Here is a 26,552-nt window from a genome sequence, read left to right on the forward strand (position 1 = left end):
GCTGGAGGCTAACCCCTCGGTGAGGCCGGGTGAGCGGCGATGAGTGCTGGTGCCACCGTACTCGCAAGATCAAGATCCACTAGTGGGCGACCTCGACTTCCAGGCCCAGCACCTCGGACACCGCGCTCACCGGCACGGCACCCTCCCGCAGCACGACCGCCTCGGGGCCCGTCAGGTCGACGATCGTCGAGGCCACGTTCTCCCCCGACTCGCCGCCGTCCAGGTACACCGGCACCGACTCACCGAGCTGGTCGCGCGCGTCGACCGCCGTCGCCGCGGGCGCGAAACCCGTCTTGTTGGCGCTCGACACGGCCATCGGCCCGACCTCGCGCAGCAGCTCCAGCGCGACCGGGTGCAGCGGCATGCGCAGCATCACGGTGCCCCTGGTCCGGCCGAGGTCCCACGACAGCGACGGCGCGTGCGGCAGCACGAGCGACAACCCGCCCGGCCAGAACGCCTCGATCAGCGCGCGCGCCTGGCGCGGCACGCTCAGCACCAGCCCGTCGATCGTCGTCCACGACCCGACGAGCACCGGCACGGGCATGTCCGGCCCGCGCCCCTTCGCCTCCAGCAGGGAGCGCACGGCGGCCGCGTCGAACGCGTCGCAGCCCAAGCCGTACACGGTGTCCGTCGGGAAGACGACCAGTCGTCCCGACCGCACCGCGCCCGCGGCCGCCGCGAGGCCCGCCGCGCGGTTGTTCAACTCGCTGGTGTCGTAGACCGTGCTCACCCGGACCAGCGTAGTGATCCCCCGGTCCCGCGTCTCGACGTGGGCGACCCGGAGTCGCGGGGCGCGCGGTCCGGCCATCCGGGCTCGGCCGTTCCGACTGCTTTCGCCCGCGTTCGGGAATGCGTTGTTCGGGAGGCGCAAAAATGCGGCCACGCATTACCCGATCGGTTTTTCGGATCCCCCGAACGGGCGTAACCCCGTGAACTCGGTCCCGGTGCGAGTTCCGCTCGGTACCGTCACCGGTCGAGTACGGAGTGTGATGCGGGAAAGGGGTCCGTGTTGGCCGGGGAAGACAGCGCCGCCGCGGCGCAGACCGTGCAGGCCTACGCGTTCGACCAGTACCGGCGGCAGGGCGGTGGCTCGTTGGCGAGCCTGCTGACCATGGGGATGAGCGACGTCATCGCCGCCGCGCGCGCCATCGGCGCGGCCACGGAGGCCCAGGCCCTGTCGGTGGACCCGCACGTGGTCGACGCGATGCTGAAGAAGCTGACCGAGATGCAGGACGAACTCGCCAAGATCAGGCAGCGGGCGTCGATCCTCACCACGGCCACTCCTCTCGGAGGCGGATACGCGGAAGCCGTCGGCGCCGTGAACAAACAGGTCGGCACCCAGGCCGCAGGCGAGGTGATACCGGATCTCGTGAAAGCGATCGACGATCTCAAAGCGGAATTGAAGAAGAGCCGATCCTCGTACCAGAACGTCGATGGCGGCCAATCATCCACGTTCAAGAACCTCTGATGGAAATGACGAATCAGCCATGAACCGCACTTTCGTGACGCTCCTGGTCGCCGCCACGACCCTCGCGCTGTTCGGAGGGGGCTGCTCCGTAGAACAGACGGGAAATGCTCGATCCGAGGCGACGACGGAGACCTCCGGTCCACCGAGCAGCGCCTCGGGGGCGGGGGCGTCGGTCTTGGCCGACGTCAAGCCCTGCGATCTCCTGTCCCCCGGGGAAGCCGCGCAACTCAGCCTCCCCACGCCGGGAGAGGCCCGCAAGACCGCGGGCGGGCAGAGCTGCGAGTGGATCGACGCGAACGGCGGGGTCACGGCCAACGTCCTCCCCGCCAGGAGCGTCGAGGACCTCGACTACGCGGGGGCCAAGGCCACCTCGATCAAGATCGGGAAGTACGAGTCCTCGAAGGTCGAGGCACCCAACGGGGCCCTGGACCTCTGCCACGTGGTGATCTCCGTCGCCGACTCGGCCAGCGTGCAGGTCGTCGGCGGCGTCAAGCCGTCCTCCACCGACACCGCGGCGGCCTGCGAGCGGGCCACCAAGGCCGCTGAGCTGATCGCCCCCAAGCTGCCCTGAATCTCCGACCCTCCTGAAGTGGGGATGCACCATGGCCCGTACCAAGCCCGTCGTTCCGGAGCCGACGGCGAACTACCCGGCACAGGAGCACGTCGAGCTGAAGCGGCAGGTCGAGGAGAAGTTCAACGCCACCACCGCCGCTGAGATCGCGGACGGGTGGAGGGACGTCGGGCGGCAGTTGACCGAGCTGGCGGTGGACTTCAGCATCATCGTCAACGGGTCGCGGGGCGGGTGGACCGGTGCGGCGGCCGAGAGGGCTCGGAGCGCGCTGGCGAAGGTCGGGTCGTTCAGCGACGCGACCGGGGAGCACTTCACGTCCACCGGGAACGCGTTGCAGCAGCAGACGAACGCCGCCGACGAGGCGAAGACGCGGATGCCTCCCCCGGTGCCGTACGACCCGGAGAAGATGTTCGCCGACGCGCTGGCGAGCGGGAGCATCCTCCAGGTCGGTGCGCTGGCGTTCACGGTGCCGGTGCAGCGGGCGAAGTCCGAGGCCGCCAAGGACGAGGCCGTGGCGGTCATGCGGTCGCGGGACGACGCGTTGCGCTTCGCCACGGCGTCCATGCCCGAGTTCGCCGAGGTGCCGTCGGTCATCCGGGAACGGGGGGTCGTGGATCCCACGACGACGACCTCGTCGGTGAACACCCGCACGATCGACACCAGCGGCGGGGTGGGAACGACCGGTGTCAGCGGGAACGCGGACACCGGAACCACGGGCAGCGGGATCGGCGGCAGTGGGATCAAGGACGGCGGGATCAGATACGGCGGGATCAAGGGCGGTGGGGTCGGTGACGGGACCACCGGCGCTTCCTGGGCGGGCCCGCCCACCCCCACGCCACCTCCCCCGTCCACGCCGCCGCGGCAGAACGGCCAGCCCGCGCACTTCCCCGGTCCACAGCCACCGGTCGCTCGCGATCCCCGCACCGGACGCCCGCTGCTGCCCGGCGGATCCGGCGCGGGCGGAGGCAGGACGGGCAACGCGGGCCGTCCAGGCACGTCCGGTCGGGCCCCCACGACGGGATTCGGGCCGACCGGCAGCGGCTTCGGCCCCCCTGGCGCCGCCGCGCCGCGAAGCACCACGGGACGCGGGCGGGGCACGGCGGCAGCGGCCGGTGGCGGCGCGAGCGGTGGTGCCGCGGCCGGTGGCGGCGCGGGCGGTGCCAGGGGTGAGGGCGGCGAGGACCTGGAGCACCAGGCGAAGTACCTCGTCCCCACCGACGAGCACTTCGGCGACAACCGGATGGTCTCCCCTCCGGTGATCGGCGGATGAGCGGGATCGCCACGCTGTCGCTGCCCGCGTTCGAGGTGCTGTGGGAGGACCTGCGGTTCGGTGGTCTGCCGCACCCGCTGGAGATCCCCCAGTACGGCGACACGCTCGACGAGCGCGCCCGCATCCGGGCGGCGGTGCACACGGACCTGGAGCACCGCGGGCTGGTGCGGCGCGGGCGGCCCGAGCCGGACCTGGAGGACGCGCTGCGGCTGCTGGCCAAACCGGACCTGCGGGTGGTGGCGATGGGGATGCCGAACGTCGAGGAACCGGTGCTGCTGCGGGCTTGCCTGGTGGCACGCGGCGACTACGCCGTCCTCGTCGTCCAGCACGAGCTGTCCGTGTCGCTGACCCCGGTGCCGGACGACGCGCTCGCGGCCGCGGTCGTGGGTGTGCTGCCGCCGCGCCGCCGCGGTCCCGGCAAACCGGTGGCGGTGCCGGTGGCGGCGGTGGACCGGCCGGAGCGCGACGGGGTCGGGCGGGCCGTGGTGTCCGAACCGATGGTGGGGACCGGCCACTTCGCGATCGGCGACGAGGTCGTCACCTGGTTCGACACCCGCGCCGGGCGCTACGTGGCCGTGCCCGCGGGCGACGGCTGGCTGACGGTGGCACCCGCCGACAACCAGGACGTGGCCCGGCACCTCGGCCGCGCGCTGGCCGAGGCGGGCCGCCGTCCTGGCGCCAGGTAGGGGACCACCGTCAGCGACCCGTGCTCAGGTGGGCGGGTCTGCGCACACCGCGGTGCGCGCCGGTGGTGCGGAGCAGCCAGGCGAACGCGCACAGCAGCACGACGGACAGCAGCACGCCGACGCTCACCAGTGGTCCGCTGCCCAGCAGGCCGCCCGCCACCAGCGGGACGACGCCGAACACCAGCAGCAGCGCGGCGAACGCGGGCACGGCGCGCTGACCGGTCCGCGGCTCCCGAGCCCGGTTGCGCCTCTTCAGCGCCACGGCGAAGTCGTCCAGCTCCGAGTCGCACGTGTCGAGCGCCAGGATGCGGTCGGCGATCCCCTCCACGATGACGACCCCGCCGGGACCGAGCATCCGGCGGACCTCGACCGCCCTGGTGGCGAGCGCGTAGCCGAGGTAGTGGCGCAGCATCGTCGTGCCCTCGGCGGACCACGCCTTCTCCACGAGGCGTTCCAGCTCCGCCACCGCGCGGGTGGCACCGTCCTCCTCACCGATCGCCGGGAAGAGGGCGCGGGCTTGCTCCAAAAGGCGACAATCCTTCTGGGGTTCTACGCAGCGCAACCATTCGAGCTGCGCGTTGAGCCATAATCGGAATTCGGACCACTCGTCCGGATTATTGACAGACATCGAACTCCTCACCGAATAGACGGCGAGCAATTCTGCCAGAAAAATGGGAAATACGCACTCCCGCGACAGTCGAACGGGTGAAAGCGCGCCACCGCGCGGACTATTCCACCGCAGCCCTCCCACCAGCGCGAACGGTGGTCCGCTAGACCTTTCGAGCAGTCGCGAATCGGGGTCGGCCCGCCAGGTCGCGGTGGTCGGCCACGTCGGTGAGGACCCTCCGCGCGCTCAGCAGCGCGGGCACGGATTCGCCGTGGCTGTCGTCGTGCTCGATCGCCACCACACCGTCCGAGCGCAGCAGGCGGGCGGTCAGCGCCACCACCGAGCGGATCACGTCGAGCCCGTCGGCCCCGCTGAAGACGGCGGCGTGCGGGTCGTGGTCGGCCACCTCCGGCTGCACGGGGGTGCCCTCCGGGACGTACGGCGGGTTGCACAGCACCAGGTCGACGGTCCCCTCCAGGTCCACCAGGACGCCGGGGGCGGTCACGTCGCCTGCGTGCAGGCGGATCGGCGTGTCACCCGCCAGCACGCGGGCGTCCGAGTTGTGGCGCGCCCAGGCGAGGGCGTCCACGTCCTTCTCGACGGCGTGCACGGTGGCGTCCGGCCGGGCGTTGGCGGTGGCCAGGGCGAGCACGCCGGAACCGGTGCACAGGTCGACCACCACCGGCCGGTCGACACCCCTGACCTGCCGCAGGGCCCAGTCCAGCAGGAACTCGGTCTCGGGTCGGGGGATGAAGACGCCGGGGCCGACGTCGACCGTGATCGCGCCCATCGGCGACCAGCCGAGGATGTGCTGGAGCGGCACGCGCTCGGCGCGCCTGCGCACCAGCTTGTGCAGGGTTTCCAGCACCTGCTGGTCGACCATGGGGATGAGGGGCAGCCGGGACCGCTCGACCCCGAGCACGTGGGCGGCGAGGTACTCGGCGTCGACGCGCGGACTGTCCACACCAGCCGCCGTCAGCATGCGCTCCGCCTCGACGAGGGCGAGGCGGATGGGCTGTCGGTTCATGCGCGGATGGTAGTCGTGGTGCCGGGTCGCAGCGCCCGGCACCACACGTCCGTGAACTCAGAAGTTGATCATGTGCCCGGCCAGGCCGTGCACCGCTTCCTTGACGGCTTCGCCCAGCGTGGGGTGCGCGTGGACGTTGCGGGCGACCTCGTGGACGGTCAGGTCCCACTGCTGGGCCAGCGTCAGCTCCGGCAGCAGCTCCGTCGCCTCCGGGCCGATGATGTGGGCGCCCAGCAGCTCACCGTGCGTGCCGTCGCTGATCAGCTTCACGAACCCGCCGGGCTCGTTGAGGCCGTGCGCCTTGCCGTTGGCGGTGAACGGGAACTTCGCCACCTGGACGTCGTAGCCCTTCTCCCGCGCCTGCGCCTCGGTGTAGCCGAAGCTCGCGATCTGCGGCTGGCAGAACGTGGCGCGCGGGATCATCACGTAGTCGAGTTCCATCGTCTCGGCGTCGCCGATGGTCTCGGCGGCGACGATGCCCATGGACTCGGCCGCGTGCGCGAGCATCAGCTTCGCCGTCACGTCGCCGATGGCGAAGATGTGCGGCACGTTGGTGCGGCAGCGGCCGTCGATGGCGATGGCACCGCGGTCGGTCAGCTCCACGCCGGTCTTCTCCAGGCCGTAGCCCTCGACGCGCGGCTGGAAACCGATGGCCTGCATGACCTTGTCGGCCTCCAGGACCTCTTCCTCGCCGTCCTTGGTGACGGTGACGCGCACCTTCGGGCCGGACTCGTCGATCGACTCGACGCGGGTGCCGGTGCGGACCTCGACACCGAGCTTGCGGTACCGCTTGGCCAGCTCGGTGGAGACCTCGACGTCCTCCAGGGGCACCATCCGGTCGAGGAACTCGACGATGGTGACCTTCACGCCGTAGTTGTGCATCACGTAGGCGAACTCGACGCCGATAGCGCCGGCGCCGGCGATGATGATGCTCTCGGGCAGCTCCTCGCTGAGGATCTGCTCCTCGTAGGTCACCACGCGGTCGCTCTTGGCGGTGCCGGGCAGCATCCGGGTCGTCGCGCCCGCCGCGATGATCGCGTGGTCGAACGTCACCGTCTCGCCGTTGACGACGATCGTGTGGTCGTCGGTGAACTCGCCGCGCCCCTGGTACTCCGTGATGCCGTTCTTCTTCATCAGGAAGTGCACGCCCTTGACGCGCCCGTCGGCGACCTTGCGGCTGCGCTGGAACGCCACGCCGTAGTCGAAGCTGATCGTGCCGTCGACCTTCATGCCGAACGCCTTCGCCTCGTGGTTGACGATGTGCGCCAGCTCGGCGTTGCGCAGCAGGGCCTTCGAGGGGATGCAGCCGACGTTGAGGCACACACCGCCCCAGTACTTCTCCTCGATGATCGCGGTCTTCAACCCGAGCTGGGCCGACCGGATCGCGGCGACGTACCCTCCAGGGCCCGCACCGAGGACCACGACGTCAAAGTGTGCGCTCATGCCACCACACTAGGTGCCCAACTGCTCCGAGAAGAACTGGAGCGACCGACGCCACGCATCCGCTCGGGCGGCCGCCGTCGCGGGCGGTGCGCCACCCATCTCGAACACCACGTCCGGGCCGGGGACGAGCACGTCCGTCGTCGGCCGGTAGGGCGGTCCGGCGATCAGGTGCCCCGCGTCCGGGTAGACCACGTGCTCGTACGGGAAGGGGTGGTCGTGCTCGTCCAGCCGCTGCTTGGCGATCTCGCTGAGCGCGGTGGACGGCCAGCTCCGGTCGTCGCCCGCCGACAGCAGCAGCACGCCGCCGAGGATGCGCTCGACCGGGATGACCGTCTCCTCGGGAACGCCGTCGGTCAGGTCGAACGCCCGCGCCAGGCTCGTCGGCACGTCGTCCACCACGTCGGCGCGCAGACCGTCCGGAACGGAGCAGGGCAGGTAGGGAAGGGCCTCGCCCTTGAGCGTCCACGACGCCGCCTCGTGCTGGAGGACCTGGAGCAGGTTGCGACCGGGGCCGATGCCCTGGGTCACGACCCCGCTGCCGACCACGCTGACCACGGCCCGGACCTCGGGGAACGTCGCGCCCACCAGCAGCGCCGCCTCGCCGCCGCGGGAGCCGCCCAGCACCCCGATCTCACCCGCGCGGGCGGACAGGTAGGCCACGGCCCTGCCGAAGTACTCCAGCGGCACGTCGACCAGGTGGTCCGGCACGCCAGGCGCACCGAAGTAGGCCAGCGCCAGCGCGGTGAACCCGTGGCCCGCGAGGAGCGCCGCGTCGAGTTCGCGCAGGCCGCCCTCGGAGCCGCCGAGCACGATCACGCCGGGGTAGGTGTCCCCGTCGTCCGGCTCGAACAGCACGCCCGACAGCCCGTCGGAGTCCACCACCGTCCGGCGAACGCCCTCGGGCACGGTCAGGCGCTGGAGTTCGACCTTGCCGACGCCGTCGACCTCCAGCAGCGTCGGACCGGGCTCGCCCGCGACCCGCCGGAGCGACCAGAACAGGCCCATCGGGTCCACACCGGAGTAGTCGCCCTCCAGCGGGGCGTGCCGGGTGAGGTCGACCACACCGCGCTCGTCCGCCGCGAACACCGCGGACGACGAGCGGTCACCCGTGGTCAGCGTGATGGTCGCGCGGGAATCGGGGGGCAGGCCGACCACGAGCACGTCGACCGGGCTGTCCAGAGGCGCTTCCTGGGGATTGACCAAGATCTCGGCCATCTCGCGCCTCCTCGACAGTCACGTACCAGCGAGCCGCTCCGCCCGGTCGGCCGCCGCGAGCGCGTCGAGAACCGCGTCGAGGTCACCGTCGAGCACCTGGTCCAGGTTATGTGCTTTGTACCCAACCCGGTGGTCGGAGATGCGGCTTTCCGGGAAGTTGTACGTCCTCACCCGTTCGGACCTGTCCACCGTGCGGATCTGGTTCTTGCGGGCGTTGGACGCGTCCTGCTGCGCCTGCTCCTCGGCCAGCGCGACCAGGCGGGACTGGAGGACGACCATGGCGCGCGCCTTGTTCTGGAGCTGGCTGCGCTCGTTCTGGCACGACACGACGATGCCGGTGGGCAGGTGCGTGATGCGGACCGCGGAGTCGGTCGTGTTGACCGACTGCCCGCCCTTGCCGGACGAGCGGAACACGTCCACCCGCAGGTCCTTCTCGTCGATCTCGACCTCGACGTCCTCGGTCTCCGGGAACACCAGGACACCGGCGGCCGACGTGTGGATGCGCCCCTGCGACTCCGTCACGGGCACCCGCTGCACGCGGTGCACACCACCCTCGAACTTCAACCGCGACCAGACCCCGTCCGGGGTGTCGACCTTGCTCTTGATCGCGACCGTCACGTCCTTGAACCCACCCAGGTCCGAGTCGGTGCCGTCGAGCACCTCGGCCTTCCAGCCGTGGCGCTCGGCGTACCGCAGGTACATCCGGAGCAGGTCGCCCGCGAACAGCGCGGACTCCTCGCCCCCTTCGCCGGACTTGATCTCCATGACCACGTCCGACGAGTCGTGCGGGTCGCGCGGCAGCAGCAGCTCGGTGAGCCTCGCCTCCAACTGCGGGATCTTGACCTTCAGCTCCTCGGCCTCAGCCGCGAACGCCTCGTCCTCGGCCAGCTCCGACGCCGCTTCCAGGTCCTCACGGGCCTGCTCAAGATCCCGAACAGCCCTCACGATCGGCCCCAGCTCGGCGTACCGCTTCCCCAGCCTGCGCGCGCCCGCCTGGTCGGCGTGCACGGCCGGGTCGGCCAACTGCCGCTCCAGATCGGCGTGCTCGGCGAGCAGGTCCTCGAGCGGCTGGGGCTGGTTCACGACGACTCCCGTGGCTTCGTTGCACTTTCTGAACAGACGAAAACGGCGCCCGACCCGAGCCGCGTGGGCTCGGGCAGGACGCCGTGAACGAAGCTACTTGGCGCGCTTGCCGTAACGGGCCTCGAAGCGCGCGACCCGACCACCGGTGTCGAGGATCTTCTGCTTGCCGGTGTAGAACGGGTGGCAGTTCGAGCAGACCTCGACGTGGATGGACCCGGAGGTCTTCGTGCTGTGCGTGGTGAACGCGTTCCCACAGCTACAGGTCACATCGGTGGAGATGTACTGCGGGTGGATACCAGTCTTCAACGTCTTGTCCCTTTCACGTGTGGCCGCCGGGTCCCCAGGATTGGGGTGAACCGGAGCCGGACCCGACTAGAGAGTCTGCCAGATCGCCTGACGAAGACGAAAACGCCGGCACACGTTCGATTGTTCCCGAACACGACACGTGACCCGGACCACTGGTACACGTCCGTTCGCCGCTGCCCAACGCCCGTTCAGCGCAAGCCGTGGCCGTTCGACTGCTCAACGCAGCACGTCAGCGCCTCAACACGCACAATTGCGCGGTGCTTTGTGCCGCCGGACGCCCGCTGAGCCTCACGACGTGGCTGGCGGTCCCGTACCTGTTCAGCACCGCCGTACTGGGCCTCACCGGCCTGGCAGGCGTCCTGCTCGGCCACACCTCGGGCGAGTTCACCACCCTCTCGACCCCCGTCTTCGGAGCGGCGACAGCGGTAGCGGCAGCAGCGGGCTCCTCGGTCACCTGGCAGAACAGGTGGCAACAGCGCTGGCTCAGATGGCTGTACCCGGGGTCCGTACTAGCAGTGGGCGTCGCCGCGGACGGCGTACGCCTACCAACACCACTGGCGCTGGGCCTGGGCGTCCCCACCATCGCCCTGCTGGTGCACTGGTACCTGCGAGAACGCAGCCGCAGCAAGGCCCTGGCAGCAGAGGGCACCCACACCCACACCGGCTGCTAGACCACACCCCCAGCCCTCACCGCCCGCTCGGAACCATCTGACCAGCAGTTTCCGGTCTCCAGCTCACCGCGACCCCGAGCGCTTCCGGCCCCCATGCCCAAACCCGACCCCCAGAGCCCCGACAAAAAGCGCTCATCGTGGCTCGTGACACTCGCGCACCGGGGTTACCCACCCACAAAAAACCAGGGCCGCCCCCGCACGGGAACGGCCCTGGCCACAACAGTCACACTCAGACGCCCTCGTTACCAGGGGTCGTCTTGGCCACCTGCATCAGGAACTCGATGTTGGTGCGGCTCTTCCGCAGCCGGTCCATCAGCAGCTCAATGGCCTGCTGGCTGTCCAACGCGTGCAGCACCCGGCGCAACTTGTGCATGACCGCCAACTCGTCCGGCGACAGCAGCAGGTCTTCCTTGCGGGTACCGGACGGGTCGACGTCCACGGCCGGGAAGATCCGCTTGTCGGCGATCTTCCGGTCCAGCTTGAGCTCCGCGTTGCCGGTGCCCTTGAACTCCTCGAAGATCACGCTGTCACCGGCGGAGCCGGTCTCCACCAGCGCCGTCGCGATGACGGTCAGCGACCCGCCACCCTCGATGTTCCGCGCCGCGCCCAGGAACCGCTTCGGCGGGTACAGGGCCGTCGAGTCGACACCACCGGACAGGATGCGACCGGAAGCGGGCGCGGCCAGGTTGTAGGCACGGCCCAACCGGGTGATCGAGTCGAGCAGCACGACCACGTCGTGGCCCATCTCCACGAGCCGCTTGGCCCGCTCGATGGCCAGCTCGGAGATCGTCGTGTGGTCCGACGGCGGCCGGTCGAAGGTGGAGGCGATGACCTCACCCTTCACCGAGCGCTGCATGTCGGTGACCTCTTCCGGACGCTCGTCCACCAGGACGACCATCAGGTGGCACTCGGGGTTGTTGGTGGTGATCGCGTTGGCGATCGCCTGCAACACCGACGTCTTGCCCGCCTTGGGCGGTGAGACGATCAGCGCGCGCTGCCCCTTGCCGATCGGCATCACCAGGTCGATGACGCGCGTGGTGAGGATGTGCGGCTCGGTTTCGAGGCGCAGTCGCTCGTTCGGGTACAGCGGCGTGAGCTTGGTGAAGTCGTCCCGGTTCTTCAGCTGGTCCGGGTCCAAGCCGTTGATCTTGTCCACCCGCACCAGCGGGTTGAACTTCTGCCGCTGCTGCTCGCCGTCGCGCGGCTGCCGGACGGCACCGATCAGCGCGTCACCGCGACGCAGCCCGTACTTGCGGACCAGCGACAACGACACGTAGACGTCGTTCGGGCCCGCGAGGTACCCGGACGTGCGCACGAACGCGTAGTTCTCCAGCACGTCGAGGATGCCCGCGACGGGGAGCAGCACGTCGTCGTCGCGGACCTCGGTGTCGGGTGCGCCGGGGGCGCCGCCCTCGACCCGCCCGCCACGGCGGCGGCGGTCGCGGAAGCGACGGCCGCGACGACCGCCCTCCTCGTCGTCGTCCTCCACCACGGTGTTCGACCGGTCGTTCTGCCGGTTGTCGCCCCGGTTGTCGTTCTGCCGGTCGCCCCGGTCCTGGCGGTTGCGGCCCTGACCGCGGTCACCGCGGTCGTTCCGGTCACCGCGCTCGGAGCGGTCGCCCCGGTCCTGCCGGTTGCCGCGCTCGGAGCGGTCGCCCCGGTCGGGACGCTCGCCCCGGTCAGGGCGTTCGCCGCGGTCCGGGCGTTCGCCCTGGTTGCGGTCGCGCTGCGGCTGGTCGCGCTGAGGCTGGTCCTGCTGCGGACGCTCGACGGCGGGCGCCTCGGCGGGGGCGGCCACGGTGTTCTCCGGGCTGCCCGCGGCGCGACCGGAGGACCGGCGACGCCGGTTGTTGCGACGGCCGCCCTCCTCCTCACCGGTGGTGGCGGGTGCCTCGGCGACCTCGAGCTGCTGCTGCACCGGCTTCTCCACCGGGGCCTGCACGGGCTTCTCGACGACCGGAGCGGCCACGGGCGCCTCGGCGACCTTCGCGGCGGGCTTCTCAGCCTTGGCGGGCGGGGTCGAGGTGCTGGCCCGACCGGAGGTACCGCCCTGCTTTTCCTTGATCGCCGCGATGAGGTCGCCCTTGCGCAGACCCGCGGTGCCGTTGATGCCGAGTTGGCCCGCGAGCTCACGAAGCTCCGCGAGCACCATGCCGGACAGACCAGCCCGCTTGCGCGGGGCGCTGCCGTTGGAAGGGGTGGACAGGGCGTTCTCCTCGGCTCCAGTACTGGCAGCGGCGTCGGGAGCAGCGTCGCTGCTCAACAAATCGGTGTTGCTCACACAAGTCCTTCCTGACCGGACCCCGCCTCCTACGCGGCCCAGCGGACCTGCCGTCCGACGGAATGCGGAACAGCAGTTCGTCCGATGAAGACGGATTCGACGCGGCGATTGCGCACTTGCGACGACGTCCGTCGGCACGGGACTTCTCGGTCACACGGCGATCGGGTGCCTTTCAGCCTCGACCCCGCCCTTGCGGCACAGGGTCCCTGGCTGGCTGGAATGCGACCCGGAACGACTGTCCGGGCACGGCACCGGCGCCCGTGCGCGCGGTGACTGATCGCCTCCGAGGGTAGACGCAGGCCGGTGCGGGTGCAACAACCGGGTACCCCCGCGTGGCGCCGTCAGCCAAGTGGACGAACGCGCACGCCGGTCGTGTCCACGGCCGATCGCCGCACGTCGAAGCCGGTGACGTCGACGCCGACGGGGAGTTCGCCGTCCTTCGGGAGCGCCAGCACCGTCGGACCGGCCCCCGACACCGCCGCGGCCACTCCGGAAGCCCGAAGTTCCCGGACGACCCGGATCGTCCCCGGCCACGCGGGTTCCCGGTACGGCTGGTGGAGCCGATCGTCCATGGCGGCGAGCAGCAGCGAGGGATCGCAGGTCAGGGCGTGCACGGCCAGCGCGGAACGGCCTGCCGCGAACGCCGCGTCGGCGTGCGGGACCACGGCGGGCAGCAGCCCCCTCGTGGTCTTGGTCGACGACTCCTCCTCGGGCACCAGCACGACCGGCCGGAGGTCGGTGTGCGGGTCCAGCCGGACCGCCCGGTACCGGTCGCCCTCGGACCACGCGATCACGACGCCGCCGAACATGCTGGCAGCGGCGTTGTCGGCGTGCCCCTCGAACTCGGAGGCGAGTTGCAACGCGGCCGTGTCCAACTCGCGACCGGCGAGGCCGTAGGCGGCCGCGACACCCGCCACGACCGCGGCGGCCGACGAGCCGAGTCCACGCGAATGGGGGATCGTGTTGCGGCAGTCGAACTCCAGGCCGGGCGGGCTGGAGCCGAGCAGCTCGCAGGCCGCGCGGAAGGCCCGCACGACCAGGTGGGTCTCGTCGGTGGGCACGTTCTCGCCACCCTCGCCGGACACGCGCACGGCGAGGCCGGAGGCCACGACCCGGACGTCCACCTCGTCGTGGACGGCCAGCGCCATGCCGAGCGCGTCGAAGCCCGAGCCCAGGTTGGCGGTCGAGCCGGGCACGGTGACCCGGACGGCCGAGGTCACGCGAGTTCCAGCGCGGACGCGACCGCGCCGGGGTCGACCGGCACCGGCTCGACCGCGGCCATGCCGAGCAGGGCGGTGTCCGGGTCCTTCAGGCCGTGGCCGGTGACCGTGCACACCACGACGGAGCCCCTGGGGAGCCTGCCGTCGGCGGCGGTCGCGAGCAGGCCCGCGATGCTGGCGGCGGACGCGGGCTCGACGAAGATGCCCTCGCGCGCGGCGAGCAGCCGGTAGGCCTCCAGGATCTGCTCGTCCGTGACCGCCGCGATCAGGCCGTTCGACTCGTCGCGGGCCGTGACGGCCCCGGTCCACGAGGCCGGGCTGCCGACGCGGATCGCCGTGGCGATGGTCTCCGGGTTCTTCACCGGCTCGCCCAGCACGAGCGGCGCGGACCCGGCGGCCTGGAAGCCGTACATCCTCGGCGTCGACGTCGTGACGCCGTCCTTGGCGTAGTCCTGGTAGCCGCGCCAGTACGCGGTGATGTTGCCCGCGTTGCCGACCGGGAGGCAGTGGAAGTCGGGGGCCCGGCCGAGCACGTCGCAGATCTCCCACGCGGCGGTCTTCTGGCCGATCAGCCGCACCGGGTTGACCGAGTTGACCAGCGTCACCGGGTACTCGGCCGCGGTCTTGCTCGCCAGTTCGAGGCAGTCGTCGAAGTTGCCGTCGATCTGGAGGATCTTCGCGCCGTGCATGACGGCCTGGGCCATCTTGCCGAGCGCGATCTTGCCGCTGGGCACGAGCACGGCAGCGGTCAGACCGGCCTTCGCGGCGTACGCGGCGGCCGAGGCCGACGTGTTGCCCGTGGAGGCGCAGATGACCGCCTTGATGCCGCTGGCCAGCGCGTACGTCATGGCCACGGTCATGCCGCGGTCCTTGAACGAGCCGGTCGGGTTCGCGCCCTCGACCTTGACGAGCACGCGGCTGCCGGTCAGCTCGGAGAGGTGCTCCGCCTCGACCAGCGGGGTGCCGCCCTCGTGCAGGGTGACGACCCGTGCGCCGTCCGGCAGGTCGATGCGGTCGCGATAGGCGTTGATGATGCCCGGCCAGCCGGGTCGCACGCCTGCCTGGATCGTCACTGTTCTTCGCCCTCCACGCGCATCACGCTGACCACGTCCCTCACCACCGGGAGACCACCGACCTTGTCCACAGTGGACCGGAGTGCCGCGTCGGACGCGGCGTGGGTGACGATCACCAGGCTGGCGTCGTCGACCCTGCCCTCCTGCCGCACGGCGGCGATGCTCACGTCGTGCTCGGCGAACACGGCCGCGACCTGGGCGAGGACGCCCGCGCGGTCGGCCACGTCGAGGCTGATGTGGTAGCGCGTCGGCGTCTGGCCGATCGACCGCACCGGCAGGCCCGCGTAGGCGGACTCGCGGGGGCCGCGACCGCCGACGACCCGGTTGCGGGCCACCGCGACGAGGTCGCCGAGCACCGCGCTGGCCGTCGGGGCACCGCCCGCGCCCTGGCCGTAGAACATCATCTCGCCCGCCGCGTCGGCCTCGACGAACACCGCGTTGAACGCGCCGTTCACGCCCGCGAGCGGATGGCCGCGCGGGATCATCGCCGGGTGCACGCGGGCGGCGACCGACTCGGTCGTGGTGCCGTCCTCGGCGACCTCCGTGACCCGCTCGCAGATGGCGAGCAGCTTCACCGTGCGGCCGAGGCCCTTGGCGGCGGCGATGTCGGACGCGCTGACCGCCGAGATGCCCTCGCGGTGCACGTCGGCGGCCGTGACCCTGGTGTGGAACGCGAGCGAGGCGAGGATCGCGGCCTTGGACGCGGCGTCGAAGCCGTCCACGTCCGCGGTCGGGTCGGCCTCGGCGTAGCCGAGCCGCGAGGCCTCCTCCAGGGTTTCGGAGTAGCTCGCGCCGGTCGCGTCCATGCCGGAGAGGATGAAGTTCGTGGTGCCGTTGACGATGCCCATCACGCGGGTGATCCGGTCACCGGCCAGCGACTCCCGCAGCGGGCGCAGCAGCGGGATCGCGCCCGCGACGGCGGCCTCGAAGTAGAGGTCGGCGCCGGAGGAGTCGGCCGCCTCGAACAGCTCGCCGGAGTGCTCGGCCAGCAGCGCCTTGTTCGCCGTCACGACCGACTTGCCGGAGCGCAGGGCGTCCAGCAGCAGCGTGCGGGCGGGCTCGATGCCGCCGATGACCTCGACGACGAGGTCGACGTCCGACGCCACCAGTGCGGCGGCGTCGGTCGTGAGCAGGTGCGCGGGCACCTCGCGGTGCTTGTTGGGCTTGCGCACGGCGATCCCGGTCAGCTCGACCGGGGCGCCGATCCGCGCGGTCAGGTCGACGGCCTGGTCGGTCAGCAGCCGGACGATCTCAGTGCCGACCGTGCCGCAACCCAGCAGTGCAACCCTGATCGGTTTACCTTCCGGCACCTTCAACCTCCAAGCGGAACAGGTCGTCCTCGGTCTCCCGGCGCAGGAGCAGGCGCGCCTCGCCGTCGGTCACCGCGGCGAGCGCGGGCCGCGGCAGCCGGTTGTAGCCGCTGGCCATGGAGTAGCAGTAGGCGCCGGTGGCGGCGACCGCGAGCAGGTCGCCCGGCGCGAGGTCCTCGGGCAGCCAGCAGTCGCGCACGACGACGTCGCCCGCCTCGCAGTGCTTGCCGACGACGCGGCACAGCACGGCCTTCGTGTCCGGGTCGACGGCGCGCGACACCAGGCGGCAGTCGTACACCGCGTCGTAGAGCGCGGTGCGGATGTTGTCGCTCATCCCGCCGTCGACGCTGACGTAGCGGCGGCTCTGGCCCGCGTCCAGCTCGACGTCCTTGATCGTGCCGACCTCGTACACGGTGACCGTGCCCGGTCCGACGATCGCGCGACCGGGTTCGACCGCGATCAGCGGCATCGGCAGACCCGCGTGCTCGGTCTCCTTCCGCACGATGTTGTGCAGCTGGCGGGCCAGTTCGGCGGGCGGCGGCGGGTCGTCGTCCGGCGTGTACGCGATGCCGAGACCGCCACCGAGGTCCACGGTGGTCAGGTCCTGGAGCTTCTCGGCGCCGTGCTCGACGTGCAGGTCGGCCAGCAGGCCGATCACCCGGCGGGCGGCGATCTCGAAGCCGCTGGCGTCGAAGATCTGCGAGCCGATGTGGCTGTGCAGGCCGATCAGCCGCAGGCCACCGGCCTTGAGCACGCGGCGCGCGGCCTCGGCGACGTCACCGGACGACAGCGAGAAGCCGAACTTCTGGTCCTCGTGCGCGGTGGCGATGAACTCGTGCGTGTGCGCCTCGACACCGACCGTCACCCGGATCATCACCGGCTGCACGACCCCGCGGTCGCGCGCGATCTGGTCGAGCCTCGCGATCTCGAAGAACGAGTCGACCACGACCGCGCCCACGCCCGCCTCGACGGCGGCGACCAGCTCGGCGACCGACTTGTTGTTCCCGTGCAGCGCGATCCGCTCGGCCGGGAAGTCCGCCCGCAGCGCGATGGCCAGCTCGCCGCCGCTGCACACGTCGATGCTCAGGCCCTCCTCGGCGACCCAGCGGGCCACCGAGACGCTGAGGAACGCCTTGGAGGCGTAGTGCACCAGCGTGGGGTCGCCGAACGCGCTGGCGTGCTCGGCGCAGCGGGCCCGGAAGTCCGCCTCGTCCATCACGAACAGCGGCGTGCCGTACTCCTGGGCGAGGTCGCGGACGTCGACGCCCGCGAAGCGGACGACGCCGTCCTCCCCGCGTTCGGCGTTGCGCGGCCACACCTGGGGGTGCAGGAGCGCGATGTCGTCCGAAGTGGACGGCCTGGACCCGGCGGTGTTGCCGGGGGTCATGACGTCGGCGTGCCGGGGACCGGCGGGGTGCGCGCGCATCACATGCGCTCCAGCGCCGTGACGCCGAGCAGGCCGAGGCCGTTGGTGAAGACCTGACGAGCGGCCAGCACGAGCTGGAGCCTGGCCTGGTGCACGGGGGTGATCTCCTCATCGCCTCGGGGCAGCACCCGCAGGTCGGGCGTGTCGTAGAACCGGTGGGTCACGCCCGCCAACTCCTCCAGGTAGCGGGCCACGCGGTGCGGCTCGCGCAGTTCGGCCGCCGCCGCCACGACGCGCGGGAACTCCCCGAGCGTGCGGACCAGGTCGCCCTCGCGGTCGTGCGTGAGCAGCTCGAAGCGGTCGTTCGGCTCCAGGCCGAGGTCGGCGGCGTTGCGGCGCACCGACGCGATCCGCGCGTAGGCGTACCGGACGTAGTGCACCGGGTTGTCGTTGCTGTTGCGGCGCAGCAGGTCGAGGTCGATGTCCAGCACGGAGTCGACCGACGACCGGACCATCGCGTACCGGGCGGCGTCCACGCCGACCGCCTCCACCAGGTCCTCCATGGTGATCACGGTGCCCGCGCGCTTGCTCATCCGCACCGGCTTGCCCTCGCTGACGAGGTTCACCATCTGGCCGATCAGCACCTCGACCACGGCCGGGTCGTCGCCGAGCGCCGCCGCGGCGGCCTTCAGGCGCCCGATGTAGCCGTGGTGGTCCGCGCCGAGCATGTAGATGCACAGGTCGAAGCCGCGCGAGCGCTTGTCCTGGAGGTAGGCGATGTCGCCCGCGATGTAGGCGGGGTCGCCGTCGCTCTTGATGACGACCCGGTCCTTGTCGTCGCCGAACTCGCTGGACCGCAGCCACCAGGCGCCGTCGGAGAAGTAGAGCGCCCCGGACTCCTTGAGCGCCTCGACGACCTTGTCGACCGCGCCGGAGCGGTGCAGCGAGTCCTCGTGGAAGAACACGTCGAAGTCGGTGCCGAAGTCGTGGAGGGCCTGCTTGATCTCGGCGAACATCAGGCCGACGCCGATCCGGCGGAACACCTCGGCGCCGTCCTCGGCCGACAGGGCGCTGGGCTCCTGCTTGATCACCTCGGCGGCGATGTCGGTGATGTAGCCGCCCGCGTACCCGTCCTCGGGGGCGGGCTCGCCCTTGGCGGCCGCGATCAGCGACGACACGAACCGGTCGATCTGCGCGCCCGCGTCGTTGAAGTAGTACTCGCGGGTCACGTCGCCGCCCCGCGCGGACAGCACCCGGCCGAGCGCGTCGCCGACCGCGGCCCAGCGGGCCCCGCCGAGGTGGATCGGCCCGGTCGGGTTCGCCGAGACGAACTCCAGGTTGATCTTGGTCTTGGCCAGCTCGTCACCGGTGCCGAACGCGTCACCGCCGGTCAGGACCTCGCGCAGGATCGCGCCCTGCGCGTCCGCGGCGAGGCGCAGGTTCAGGAATCCGGGTCCGGCGACCTCGACGGAGGCTATGGCGTCCGTCCCGGTCAACGCCTCGGCGAGCCATCCGGCCAGGTCACGGGAGCCGACACCGAGTTTCTTGCCGATCTGGAGCGCCAGGTTCGTGGCGTAGTCGCCGTGGTCGGGGTTGCGGGGTCGCTCGATGGTCACCGCGGGCGGCAGTGCGGCGGTGTCCAGGCCACGGCCGGACAGCACGTCCACAGCCGTCGCGCGGACCAGTTCAGCGAGCGCAGCGGGAGTCACCCGCAGAAGTCTAGGGAAGCGTTCGCGCTGGTCTCGACCGGGTTGACCCGTCCCGGAGGGTGGGATGGACGGGGTCCGCACCGACAGGTGGCAACTGTTGACGAACACCCTGCGCCACCGAGGGTTGACGGTGATCAGACACGGTGTCCCTACACTAACCGGCGGCAGTCCTCCGGCGTCGTGCACGGATGACATGAGATCTGAGGCGGACATGGTCAGCGGCAAGAAGACTAAGGCCAACCGCGGGAGCGTGCAGGCGGCACGCGCGTCCGTGGTGGCGAGCAAGCCCAAGCCCTGGGGCACCATCGTCGCGGTCATCGCGGTGGTCGGTCTCGCGGTCGGTGTGTTCGGGTACGCGTACTCGAAGATCGACGCGCAGAACGCCAAGGCGGAAGCACTCGCGGCGTGGACTCCCTCCGACACGAACAAGGACCCGTCGGACAAGATCGCGGGCGTCGTGAAGAAGGAGTACGAGGCGAGCAAGCACGTCGCGTCGACCCAGCGCGTCGCCTACGACCAGAGCCCGCCGTTCGGCGGCCCCCACGACAACGTCTGGGCCGACTGCATGGGCACCGTCTACGCGACGGGCGTCCGGACCGAGAACATGGTCCACGGCCTCGAACACGGCGCCGTGTGGATCGCCTACAACCCGGACAAGGTCACCGGCGAGGCCCTCGACAAGCTGAAGAACCGCGTCACCGGCCAGCCGTACACCCAGATGTCGCCGTACCCCGGCCTCGACAAGCCCATCTCCCTCCAGTCGTGGGGCCACCAGCTCAAGCTCGACAGCGCCGACGACGAGCGCATCGACCAGTTCATCCAGTCCCTGCGCCGCAACCCGAACACCTATCCCGAGGTCGGCGCGGCCTGCGACTCGACCAGCTTCCCGGTCGACAGCCCCCCGCCGTTCGTCGCGGAGGCACCCGGCCCCGACGCCGTCCCGATGACCGGTGGCACCGCCGCCGAGGGCGAGGGCAACCCGGCCGACCCCGCCGCGACCGGCGCGACCGACCCGGCCGCGACCGGAGCGGCCGACCCGTCGGCCAGCGCGCCGGCGGGCGCACCGAGCACCACACCGAGCAGCTGATCCCGTGATGGCCGACACCGAGCAGGACGCGGGCGCGACCGAGCACGTCCAGGACGACCGTCCGAGCGGCGGTCCCACCCTGGCGAGGACAGTGGTCATCACCGCTGCCGTGCTCGCCGTGCTCCTGCTCGGTGCGGCCATCGGGCTGCTCATCAAGCTGCCGGGTTCGTCCGACGCCTCGGTCCCCGCGCGGGACTCGGTGGACGTGGGCTTCGCGACCGACATGGCCGCGCACCACCTCCAGGGCGTGCAGATGGCCAACATCGCGCGCGACCGGACGACGACCGTCGAGATCAAGCAACTCGCCTTCGACATCTCCAGCACGCAGTTGGAGCAGATCGGCCGGATGAAGGGCTGGCTGTTCCTCTGGGGCATGCCCGAGCAGTCCGCGGACGGCACCCACATGAAGTGGATGGAGTCCTCGTCCGAGCACGCGCACTCGACGGCGGCGGCGGGGTCGGGGTCGGGGTCGGGAGCCACGGGGATGCCAGGGATGGCTTCGTCCGAGGATCTGGTGAAGTTGCGTTCGTTGAGTGGCGTTGAGTTCGACACCTACTTCCTGCAACTCATGTTGCGGCACCACGTCGGCGGGGCGCCCATGGCGGAGTACGCGGCTGATCATGCTGGGCAGAGTGTTGTTCGGGTGTTGGCGGACAACATGTTGAAGTCGCAGAACAGTGAAGTCGAGTACATGAAGCAGTTGCTGACGCAGCGCGGGGCTGTGCCGCTGCCGCAGAACTGATTGTTGAGTTGCTTCGTCATGGGCAGGATTGTTTGAGCTGGTCGGGTGTTCGGCTGATTTGACTTGGGGACTCCTTATTTGAGCCTTTGATCGGGCCAAAAGGGCAGCCACAAAAGCCTGCCCGATCACTAATTTCAAGGCTCAAATCCCCAAGCAAAACCGGCCGCGCCGTGTTGCGCACATGGCCACAGGCAGTCAATCGACCCACATGCTCGCTTGCCACCCGTGCAGCCTTTCCTTTCCTCGGTTCGGTTTGGCTTGGCTTGGCTTGGCTTGGCTTGTCCCGGCCTGCCAGTTCAGCCGACTGATCCGACGGATCACGCCGATCCTGCGCTGGCGACCGAAGGACTTCGGCCTCGACCTGCTCGTTACCGCGTTGCTGGTGGACGGCACGCTCATCCCGATCGGCCACCGGCTCGGGCGCCCGGAGCTGCGCTCGGGGCGGCGGCACCGGTCCGGGATGACCGTGCAGGTCGCGGCCGACCTGGCCGGTCGGGTGATCACCGCTTCCTGCCCGGTGTCGGGCAGGAACTGCGACCTCGAAGCGTTCCGCGCCTGGGCCTGCCCGACCGACTGGACACCCGCGACACCGTCGCGGACAAGGGCCACCAGGGTACGAGCATGATCACCCCGACCAAAGAGCCCAAGAACCGCGAACCCGACTCGCCGCGAACCGAGTGCTGTCCGGAATCAGATCCGCAATCGAACGCGCCATCACCCACCTGAAGAACTGGAAGACCCTCGGCACCGGCTACCGCGGCCGACTCGCCGAGCTCCCGGCCTTGGTCCGCACGATCATCCGGTTGGAGCGGTTCCGAACCTTCTGATGGACGAATCTGCGCATAACGCTCTCGGGGGATCTGCCCCTTGCCCTGATTGATCGGGCAGGTCATCACCACCTGCTCCTTGGCCCGATCACAGGGCCAAATCCAGGATCTCCAAGTCAAATCAACCGCGCCCGAGGGAACCGCTCTTCACCCAACCATCGCCCCGCTCCCTCCAGCCACCCACATGGGCACAGGTCTCCCCGCCGCCAACGCCTCCGCCCGAACCACCTGTATTCGGTACGGCGTCAACCGCAACGCCGCGAACCCCACCGACCCTGGCCCGTCCGGCCACAGCACTGCCGGGTCGTACCCCTTGGCCAGCGCCTCCCACGCCTCCGCCAACTCCCCCTCCGGCACCCACGACGCCTCACAATCCAGGAACGCCGCGTCGTGGTCCGGCGACCAGTAAGCGCACGTCAAAGCTGGTCGCGCGGCCAGGTGCGCCACCTTCACCGGCGTCCGACGCGTCCCCACGACGCCGGTCATCGCGGCGAAGTCCCACACCGGGTGCATCACCCGCGAGCGCGGTCGCCCCGAACGATCCGTCGTGCTCACCACGCTCCACACGATGCGCTCGACGATCTCCGCCAGGTCGCCGACCAGCTCCGCCCGCTCCACCCGGTACGTCTCCACCATCACCACTCCTCAACCAGGGTTGTGCAACTGCGGTTGAGCATTCCATGATTTCGGCGTGGACGCCACTCCTTTGCGTGAAGACCTGACGCTCCTGCTCACCGCCCTCACCGCGTGGACCCAGGACGAGGTGGTGCGGCACCTGGACTCCGAGGGGTTCGGTGATCTGCGGGTCTCGCACGGGTACGTGTTCCAGCACCTCCAGGCGGGTCCGGTGACGGTGCGGGAGCTGGCCGAGGCGATGGGGGTGACGGCGCAGGCCGCGTCGAAGTCGACCGGTGAGCTGGAGCGCATGGGGTACGTGACCCGGACTCAGGGCGCTGACCTGCGGGTGCGGATGATCGAGCTGACCAAGGCCGGTCGTGACGCCATCCTCGCGGGACGGCTGGCGCGGGCCGGGGTGAACGCGGAGATGCGGCTGACGCTGGGTGAGGACGCGGAGGTGTTCGACAAGGCCCTGCGGACGTTGGCCGAGGCGACCGGGGCGCTGGAGGAGCTGGCGAAGCGGCGGCTGCGCCTGATCGGCTGATCGGACGGCGCTACCCACCGGTAGTACCGTCAGGAGTTCACCTTTCGGCTCCTGGGAGGTCAGCGATGACCGCAGTGGACCCCGAGAAAACCGGTAGCGACAAGAAGGTCGACGAACGGGCGGCGCGGCAGGTCGCCGAGCAGGCCCGTGAAACGGGATGGCGGCGTCCCAGCTTCGGCAAAGAGCTGTTCCTCGGCCACCTCCGGCTGGACCTGATCCACCCGCACCCGCGCGGGGACGCCGAGGGCAGACGGGCGGGCGAGGAGTTCCTCCAGCGGCTCGGGCACTTCTGCGAGAAGGAGCTCGACGTGCGGCTGATCGAGCGCGAGGCGCGGATACCCGATTCGGTGTACGCCGGGCTGAAGCGGCTCGGGGCGTTCGGGATGAAGATCAAGGCGGAGTACGGCGGGCTCGGGCTGTCGCAGGTCTACTACAACAAGGCCCTGATGCTGGTGGGGTCGGTGAGCCCGGCGATCGGGGCGCTGCTGTCGGCGCACCAGTCGATCGGCGTGCCGCAACCGCTGGCGCTCTTCGGGACGGACGAGCAGAAGCGGGAGTTCCTGCCGCGGTGCGCGGCGGGGGCGATCAGCGCGTTCCTGCTGACGGAACCCGACGTCGGCAGCGACCCGGCCCGGCTCGGCACGACGGCGACACCGACGCAGGACGGCGAGGCCTACCTGCTGGACGGTGTGAAGTTGTGGACCACCAACGGTGTCGTGGCCGAGCTGCTGGTCGTGATGGCGGCCGTTCCCGGCAAGGGGATCAGCGCGTTCGTCGTGGAGGCGGACTCCCCCGGCATCACGGTGGAGAACCGCAACGCGTTCATGGGTCTGCGCGGGCTGGAGAACGGGGTCACGCGGTTCCACCAGGTCCGCGTGCCCGCGGCGAACCGGATCGGCGAGGAGGGCGCCGGGCTGAAGATCGCGCTGACGACGCTGAACACCGGTCGCCTGTCGCTGCCCGCCCTGTGCGCCGCGGCGGCGAAGTGGTCGGTCAAGATCGCGCGCGAGTGGTCGTCGGAACGGGTGCAGTGGGGTCTGCCGGTCGGCAGGCACGAGGCCGTGGGCGGGAAGGTCGCGTTCATCGCCGCCACGGCGTACGCGCTGGAAGCCGTGGTGGACCTCAGCAGCGAACTGGCCGACGCGGGCGCGAACGACATCCGCATCGAGGCCGCGCTGGCGAAGCTGTACGGCTCGGAGATGGGCTGCCTGGTGGTGGACGAGCTGGTGCAGATCCGCGGCGGCCGGGGCTACGAGACGGCCGAGTCGATGGCGGCGCGCGGTGAGCGGGGCGTCCCCGCCGAGCAGGTGCTGCGCGACCTGCGGATCAACCGGATCTTCGAGGGCTCGACGGAGATCATGCACCTGATCATCGCGCGGGAGGCGGTCGACGCCCACCTCGCGGTGGCGGGCGACATCATCGACCCCGAGGCGGATCGGGGCCGCAAGGCCAAGGCCGCGGCGAAGGCGGGCGGTTTCTACGCCAGGTGGCTGCCGACGCTGGTGGTGGGCAGGGGGCAGGTGCCCGGCTCGTTCGCCGAGTTCGGTCCACTCGCGACACACCTGCGGTTCGTGGAGCGGTCGAGCAGGAAGCTCGCGCGGCACACGTTCTACGCGATGTCGCGCTGGCAGGGGAAGATGGAGCGCAAGCAGCGGTTCCTCGGCCGGGTCGTGGACGTCGGCGCCGAGCTGTTCGCGATCAGCGCGACGTGCGTGCGCGCCAAGGCGGACGGCGGCAACGCGGCGGAACTGGCGGACGCGTTCGCCAAGCAGGCGCGGGTGCGCGTGGACGAGCTGTTCGAGCGGCTCTGGACCAATTCCGACGACTCCGACGTGCGGCTGACGAAGAAGGTCATGGCGGGCGAGTTCTCCTGGCTGGAGGACGGGGTGCTGGACCCGTCGATCCCCGGCGCGTGGATCGCGGACTCGACGCACCACGAGTCGAGGGCCGACGACGTGCACCGGTCGACGCCGAGCGGGTGACCGTTACACGGGACAGGCGGTTGGTGTTGGCGCGGCGCCTGTCCCGTGCGGTCGTGAGGGGCTACGTCCCCCGCATCCCTTCACGACTCCCCGGTGCAACGGATCTAGATTCTCACCCTCCAGGAGGAGGCCCTGGTAACGCTAAGCCACATTTGACCCGGCGCGCCTGCGACGATTGGGTGAATCCCAAGGTGAGAGCTTCTCGCCTAATGTCAGAGAGTGATCGCTTCGCGCTGGTCGAAGACCAGGTCACGCGCCGCGGTGAGCCCCACGGCGAGCGCGCCACTGAGCACGGCCCCGTCCCCCAGCTCCCCCGCGACGATCCTCGGCACGAGCGGCGTCGTGCGGCGCAGGGCGAGGTCCATCGGCTCCTGGAGCAGCTCGATGTTCGTGCCGACGCCCCCGCTCAGCACGACCAGCTCCGGGTCCAGCACGGCGCTCACGGACGCCACCAGGTAGGCCAGCCGCTCGGCCTCGTCGTGCACGACCTCCAGCGCGCGGGTGTCGCCGGACTTCGCCAGCACGAACACCTCGCGGGCGCTGCGCACCTGCGTCAGCCCGATGGCCTTCGCCCGGTCCACGACCGAGTGCGCCGCCGCGGCCCCCTCGAACTGGCCCCGCACCCGCGGGTCCTCCTTGGACTCGGGGTACGGCAGGTAGCCGACCTCGCCCGCGGCCCCGTGCGCGCCGCGGAAGAGCTGGCCGTCGATCACGATGCCCATGCCGATCCCCGTGCCGACGGTGACCGTGACGAAGACGCCGATGCCCTTGGCCACGCCGAACTCCATCTCGCCGACGGCGGCGAGGTTCGCGTCGTTCTCCACCACGAGACCGGGACCGAGCACGTCCTCCAGCTCGTCCAGCAGGCCCTTGCGCTCCCAGCCGGGCAGGTTCGGCGCGTGGTGCATGCCCCGGCCCCGCGTGTCCGGCACACCGGGGCTGCCGACCACCTTCGTGATCACGTCGTCCAGTTCCAGACCGGCGTCGTTCACCGTGCGGACGGCCAACTCGCGCACCTTCCGCACGAGCGAGTCCGCCGACCGGCACCGGTTGCGCTCGTCGACCCGCGCGATGACGGACCCCGCGAGGTCCGACACGGCGGCCCGGATGCGCTGCCTGCCGATGTCCACGCCGAGCACGTGCGCGGCGGCCGGGTTGGGCTCGTAGACCACGGCCGACCGGCCGGGCCCGGCCGTCGTCCGGCCCACGGGTCTCACGAGTCCGTGGCGCTCCAGGTCGAGCAGGGCCTGGCCGACGGTGGGCTTGGAGAGGCCGGTCTCCTTGGCGATCTGGGGCCGCGTCGACGGCCCCTCCAGGCGGAGTCGGTCGAGCACCGCGCGCTGGTTGAGCGCCCGCATCCCAGCGGGGGTGCCCACCTGAGGCGCTTTCCGCACGTTCAACTCTTCCTCCGTCACGGCAGTGGCTGCGATTCTAGTTCCGGAACAG

Annotated in this window: 25 protein-coding genes; 10 read left to right on the forward strand and 15 right to left on the reverse strand. The window is 70.7% G+C overall.

Annotation, left to right across the window (positions count from 1 at the left end; all coding sequences use genetic code 11):
• Window positions 1-79: 79 nt before the first annotated feature.
• Window positions 80-730: an L-threonylcarbamoyladenylate synthase gene (locus VFZ92_RS12355; RefSeq protein WP_330876012.1), complete on the reverse strand. Its 651-nt coding sequence runs from the start codon at window positions 728-730 to the stop codon at window positions 80-82.
• Between the two features lie 279 nt (window positions 731-1,009).
• Between VFZ92_RS12355 and VFZ92_RS12360 the strand changes: the two genes are divergently transcribed.
• The 4 genes from VFZ92_RS12360 to VFZ92_RS12375 are packed head-to-tail and all read left to right on the forward strand — an operon-like array spanning window position 1,010 to window position 3,995.
• Window positions 1,010-1,468 carry a hypothetical protein gene (locus VFZ92_RS12360; protein ID WP_330876013.1) on the forward strand — a complete coding sequence of 153 codons (459 nt, stop codon included), beginning with the start codon at window positions 1,010-1,012 and terminating at the stop codon, window positions 1,466-1,468.
• A 19-nt stretch (window positions 1,469-1,487) separates the two neighbouring features.
• Window positions 1,488-2,039, forward strand: coding sequence for a DUF3558 family protein (locus VFZ92_RS12365; RefSeq protein WP_330876014.1), 552 nt, complete (start codon window positions 1,488-1,490; stop codon window positions 2,037-2,039).
• 31 nt (window positions 2,040-2,070) lie between these two features.
• Window positions 2,071-3,309: a hypothetical protein gene (locus VFZ92_RS12370; RefSeq protein WP_330876015.1), complete on the forward strand. Its 1,239-nt coding sequence runs from the start codon at window positions 2,071-2,073 to the stop codon at window positions 3,307-3,309.
• A complete protein-coding gene (locus VFZ92_RS12375) occupies window positions 3,306-3,995 on the forward strand; it encodes an ESX secretion-associated protein EspG (RefSeq protein ID WP_330876016.1) in 690 nt (229 codons plus the stop codon). The genes VFZ92_RS12370 and VFZ92_RS12375 overlap by 4 nt, the downstream gene beginning before the upstream one ends.
• Window positions 3,996-4,005: 10 nt before the next feature.
• Here VFZ92_RS12375 and VFZ92_RS12380 read toward each other — a convergent pair whose 3' ends face one another.
• The 6 genes from VFZ92_RS12380 to rpmE form a co-directional block, all read right to left on the reverse strand.
• Window positions 4,006-4,521: a hypothetical protein gene (locus VFZ92_RS12380; RefSeq protein WP_330876017.1), complete on the reverse strand. Its 516-nt coding sequence runs from the start codon at window positions 4,519-4,521 to the stop codon at window positions 4,006-4,008.
• 244 nt (window positions 4,522-4,765) lie between these two features.
• Complete coding sequence (gene prmC / locus VFZ92_RS12385; RefSeq protein ID WP_330876018.1) at window positions 4,766-5,629, reverse strand: peptide chain release factor N(5)-glutamine methyltransferase; 864 nt, start codon at window positions 5,627-5,629, stop codon at window positions 4,766-4,768.
• 57 nt (window positions 5,630-5,686) lie between these two features.
• The gene (lpdA, locus tag VFZ92_RS12390) at window positions 5,687-7,072 is read right to left on the reverse strand and encodes a dihydrolipoyl dehydrogenase (protein ID WP_330876019.1); all 1,386 of its coding nucleotides are present in this window, start codon (window positions 7,070-7,072) and stop codon (window positions 5,687-5,689) included.
• A gap of 9 nt (window positions 7,073-7,081) precedes the next feature.
• Window positions 7,082-8,287: an acyl-CoA thioesterase/bile acid-CoA:amino acid N-acyltransferase family protein gene (locus VFZ92_RS12395; RefSeq protein WP_330876020.1), complete on the reverse strand. Its 1,206-nt coding sequence runs from the start codon at window positions 8,285-8,287 to the stop codon at window positions 7,082-7,084.
• 18 nt (window positions 8,288-8,305) lie between these two features.
• Window positions 8,306-9,370 carry a peptide chain release factor 1 gene (prfA, locus tag VFZ92_RS12400; RefSeq protein WP_330876021.1) on the reverse strand — a complete coding sequence of 355 codons (1,065 nt, stop codon included), beginning with the start codon at window positions 9,368-9,370 and terminating at the stop codon, window positions 8,306-8,308.
• 93 nt (window positions 9,371-9,463) lie between these two features.
• Window positions 9,464-9,676, reverse strand: coding sequence for a 50S ribosomal protein L31 (rpmE, locus tag VFZ92_RS12405; protein ID WP_106195088.1), 213 nt, complete (start codon window positions 9,674-9,676; stop codon window positions 9,464-9,466).
• 257 nt (window positions 9,677-9,933) lie between these two features.
• Between rpmE and VFZ92_RS12410 the strand changes: the two genes are divergently transcribed.
• Entirely contained in the window at window positions 9,934-10,347 is a 414-nt protein-coding gene (locus VFZ92_RS12410; protein WP_330876022.1) for a hypothetical protein, read from the forward strand.
• 229 nt (window positions 10,348-10,576) lie between these two features.
• Here VFZ92_RS12410 and rho read toward each other — a convergent pair whose 3' ends face one another.
• The 6 genes from rho to argS all read right to left on the reverse strand — a co-directional run bounded on the left by rho (window position 10,577) and on the right by argS (window position 19,306).
• Window positions 10,577-12,628 carry a transcription termination factor Rho gene (gene rho / locus VFZ92_RS12415; RefSeq protein ID WP_330876023.1) on the reverse strand — a complete coding sequence of 684 codons (2,052 nt, stop codon included), beginning with the start codon at window positions 12,626-12,628 and terminating at the stop codon, window positions 10,577-10,579.
• A 341-nt stretch (window positions 12,629-12,969) separates the two neighbouring features.
• Window positions 12,970-13,848, reverse strand: coding sequence for a homoserine kinase (gene thrB / locus VFZ92_RS12420; protein ID WP_330876024.1), 879 nt, complete (start codon window positions 13,846-13,848; stop codon window positions 12,970-12,972).
• Entirely contained in the window at window positions 13,845-14,921 is a 1,077-nt protein-coding gene (gene thrC / locus VFZ92_RS12425) for a threonine synthase (RefSeq protein ID WP_330876025.1), read from the reverse strand. The genes thrB and thrC overlap by 4 nt, the downstream gene beginning before the upstream one ends.
• Window positions 14,918-16,231 (reverse strand): homoserine dehydrogenase, encoded by a 1,314-nt coding sequence (locus VFZ92_RS12430; protein ID WP_414719878.1) that lies wholly within the window; start codon window positions 16,229-16,231, stop codon window positions 14,918-14,920. Before VFZ92_RS12430 ends, thrC begins: the two co-directional genes overlap by 4 nt.
• A complete protein-coding gene (gene lysA / locus VFZ92_RS12435) occupies window positions 16,218-17,657 on the reverse strand; it encodes a diaminopimelate decarboxylase (RefSeq protein WP_330876027.1) in 1,440 nt (479 codons plus the stop codon). Before lysA ends, VFZ92_RS12430 begins: the two co-directional genes overlap by 14 nt.
• Window positions 17,657-19,306 carry an arginine--tRNA ligase gene (argS, locus tag VFZ92_RS12440; protein WP_330876028.1) on the reverse strand — a complete coding sequence of 550 codons (1,650 nt, stop codon included), beginning with the start codon at window positions 19,304-19,306 and terminating at the stop codon, window positions 17,657-17,659. Before argS ends, lysA begins: the two co-directional genes overlap by 1 nt.
• 211 nt (window positions 19,307-19,517) lie before the next feature.
• On the opposite strand from argS, the gene VFZ92_RS12445 reads away from it, so the two are divergent.
• From VFZ92_RS12445 to VFZ92_RS12455, 3 genes are all read left to right on the forward strand, one after another.
• Entirely contained in the window at window positions 19,518-20,393 is an 876-nt protein-coding gene (locus VFZ92_RS12445; RefSeq protein WP_330876039.1) for a DUF3105 domain-containing protein, read from the forward strand.
• Between the two features lie 7 nt (window positions 20,394-20,400).
• Complete coding sequence (locus VFZ92_RS12450) at window positions 20,401-21,135, forward strand: DUF305 domain-containing protein (protein WP_330876029.1); 735 nt, start codon at window positions 20,401-20,403, stop codon at window positions 21,133-21,135.
• Window positions 21,136-21,403: 268 nt separating this feature from the next.
• The gene (locus VFZ92_RS12455; protein ID WP_330876030.1) at window positions 21,404-21,760 is read left to right on the forward strand and encodes a hypothetical protein; all 357 of its coding nucleotides are present in this window, start codon (window positions 21,404-21,406) and stop codon (window positions 21,758-21,760) included.
• A gap of 349 nt (window positions 21,761-22,109) precedes the next feature.
• Here the strand turns inward: VFZ92_RS12455 and VFZ92_RS12460 are convergent, their stop codons facing one another.
• Entirely contained in the window at window positions 22,110-22,598 is a 489-nt protein-coding gene (locus VFZ92_RS12460; RefSeq protein WP_330876031.1) for a pyridoxamine 5'-phosphate oxidase, read from the reverse strand.
• A gap of 55 nt (window positions 22,599-22,653) precedes the next feature.
• Between VFZ92_RS12460 and VFZ92_RS12465 the strand changes: the two genes are divergently transcribed.
• Window positions 22,654-23,124 (forward strand): MarR family winged helix-turn-helix transcriptional regulator, encoded by a 471-nt coding sequence (locus VFZ92_RS12465; protein ID WP_330876032.1) that lies wholly within the window; start codon window positions 22,654-22,656, stop codon window positions 23,122-23,124.
• A 65-nt stretch (window positions 23,125-23,189) separates the two neighbouring features.
• Complete coding sequence (locus tag VFZ92_RS12470; protein ID WP_330876033.1) at window positions 23,190-25,106, forward strand: acyl-CoA dehydrogenase family protein; 1,917 nt, start codon at window positions 23,190-23,192, stop codon at window positions 25,104-25,106.
• Window positions 25,107-25,318: 212 nt separating this feature from the next.
• Here VFZ92_RS12470 and VFZ92_RS12475 read toward each other — a convergent pair whose 3' ends face one another.
• Window positions 25,319-26,464 (reverse strand): ROK family transcriptional regulator, encoded by a 1,146-nt coding sequence (locus VFZ92_RS12475; RefSeq protein WP_414719881.1) that lies wholly within the window; start codon window positions 26,462-26,464, stop codon window positions 25,319-25,321.
• Window positions 26,465-26,552: the final 88 nt, after the last annotated feature.

It is taken from the genome of Umezawaea sp. (genome assembly GCF_036375055.1).
In the GTDB taxonomy this organism is placed as follows: Bacteria; Actinomycetota; Actinomycetes; order Mycobacteriales; family Pseudonocardiaceae; genus Umezawaea.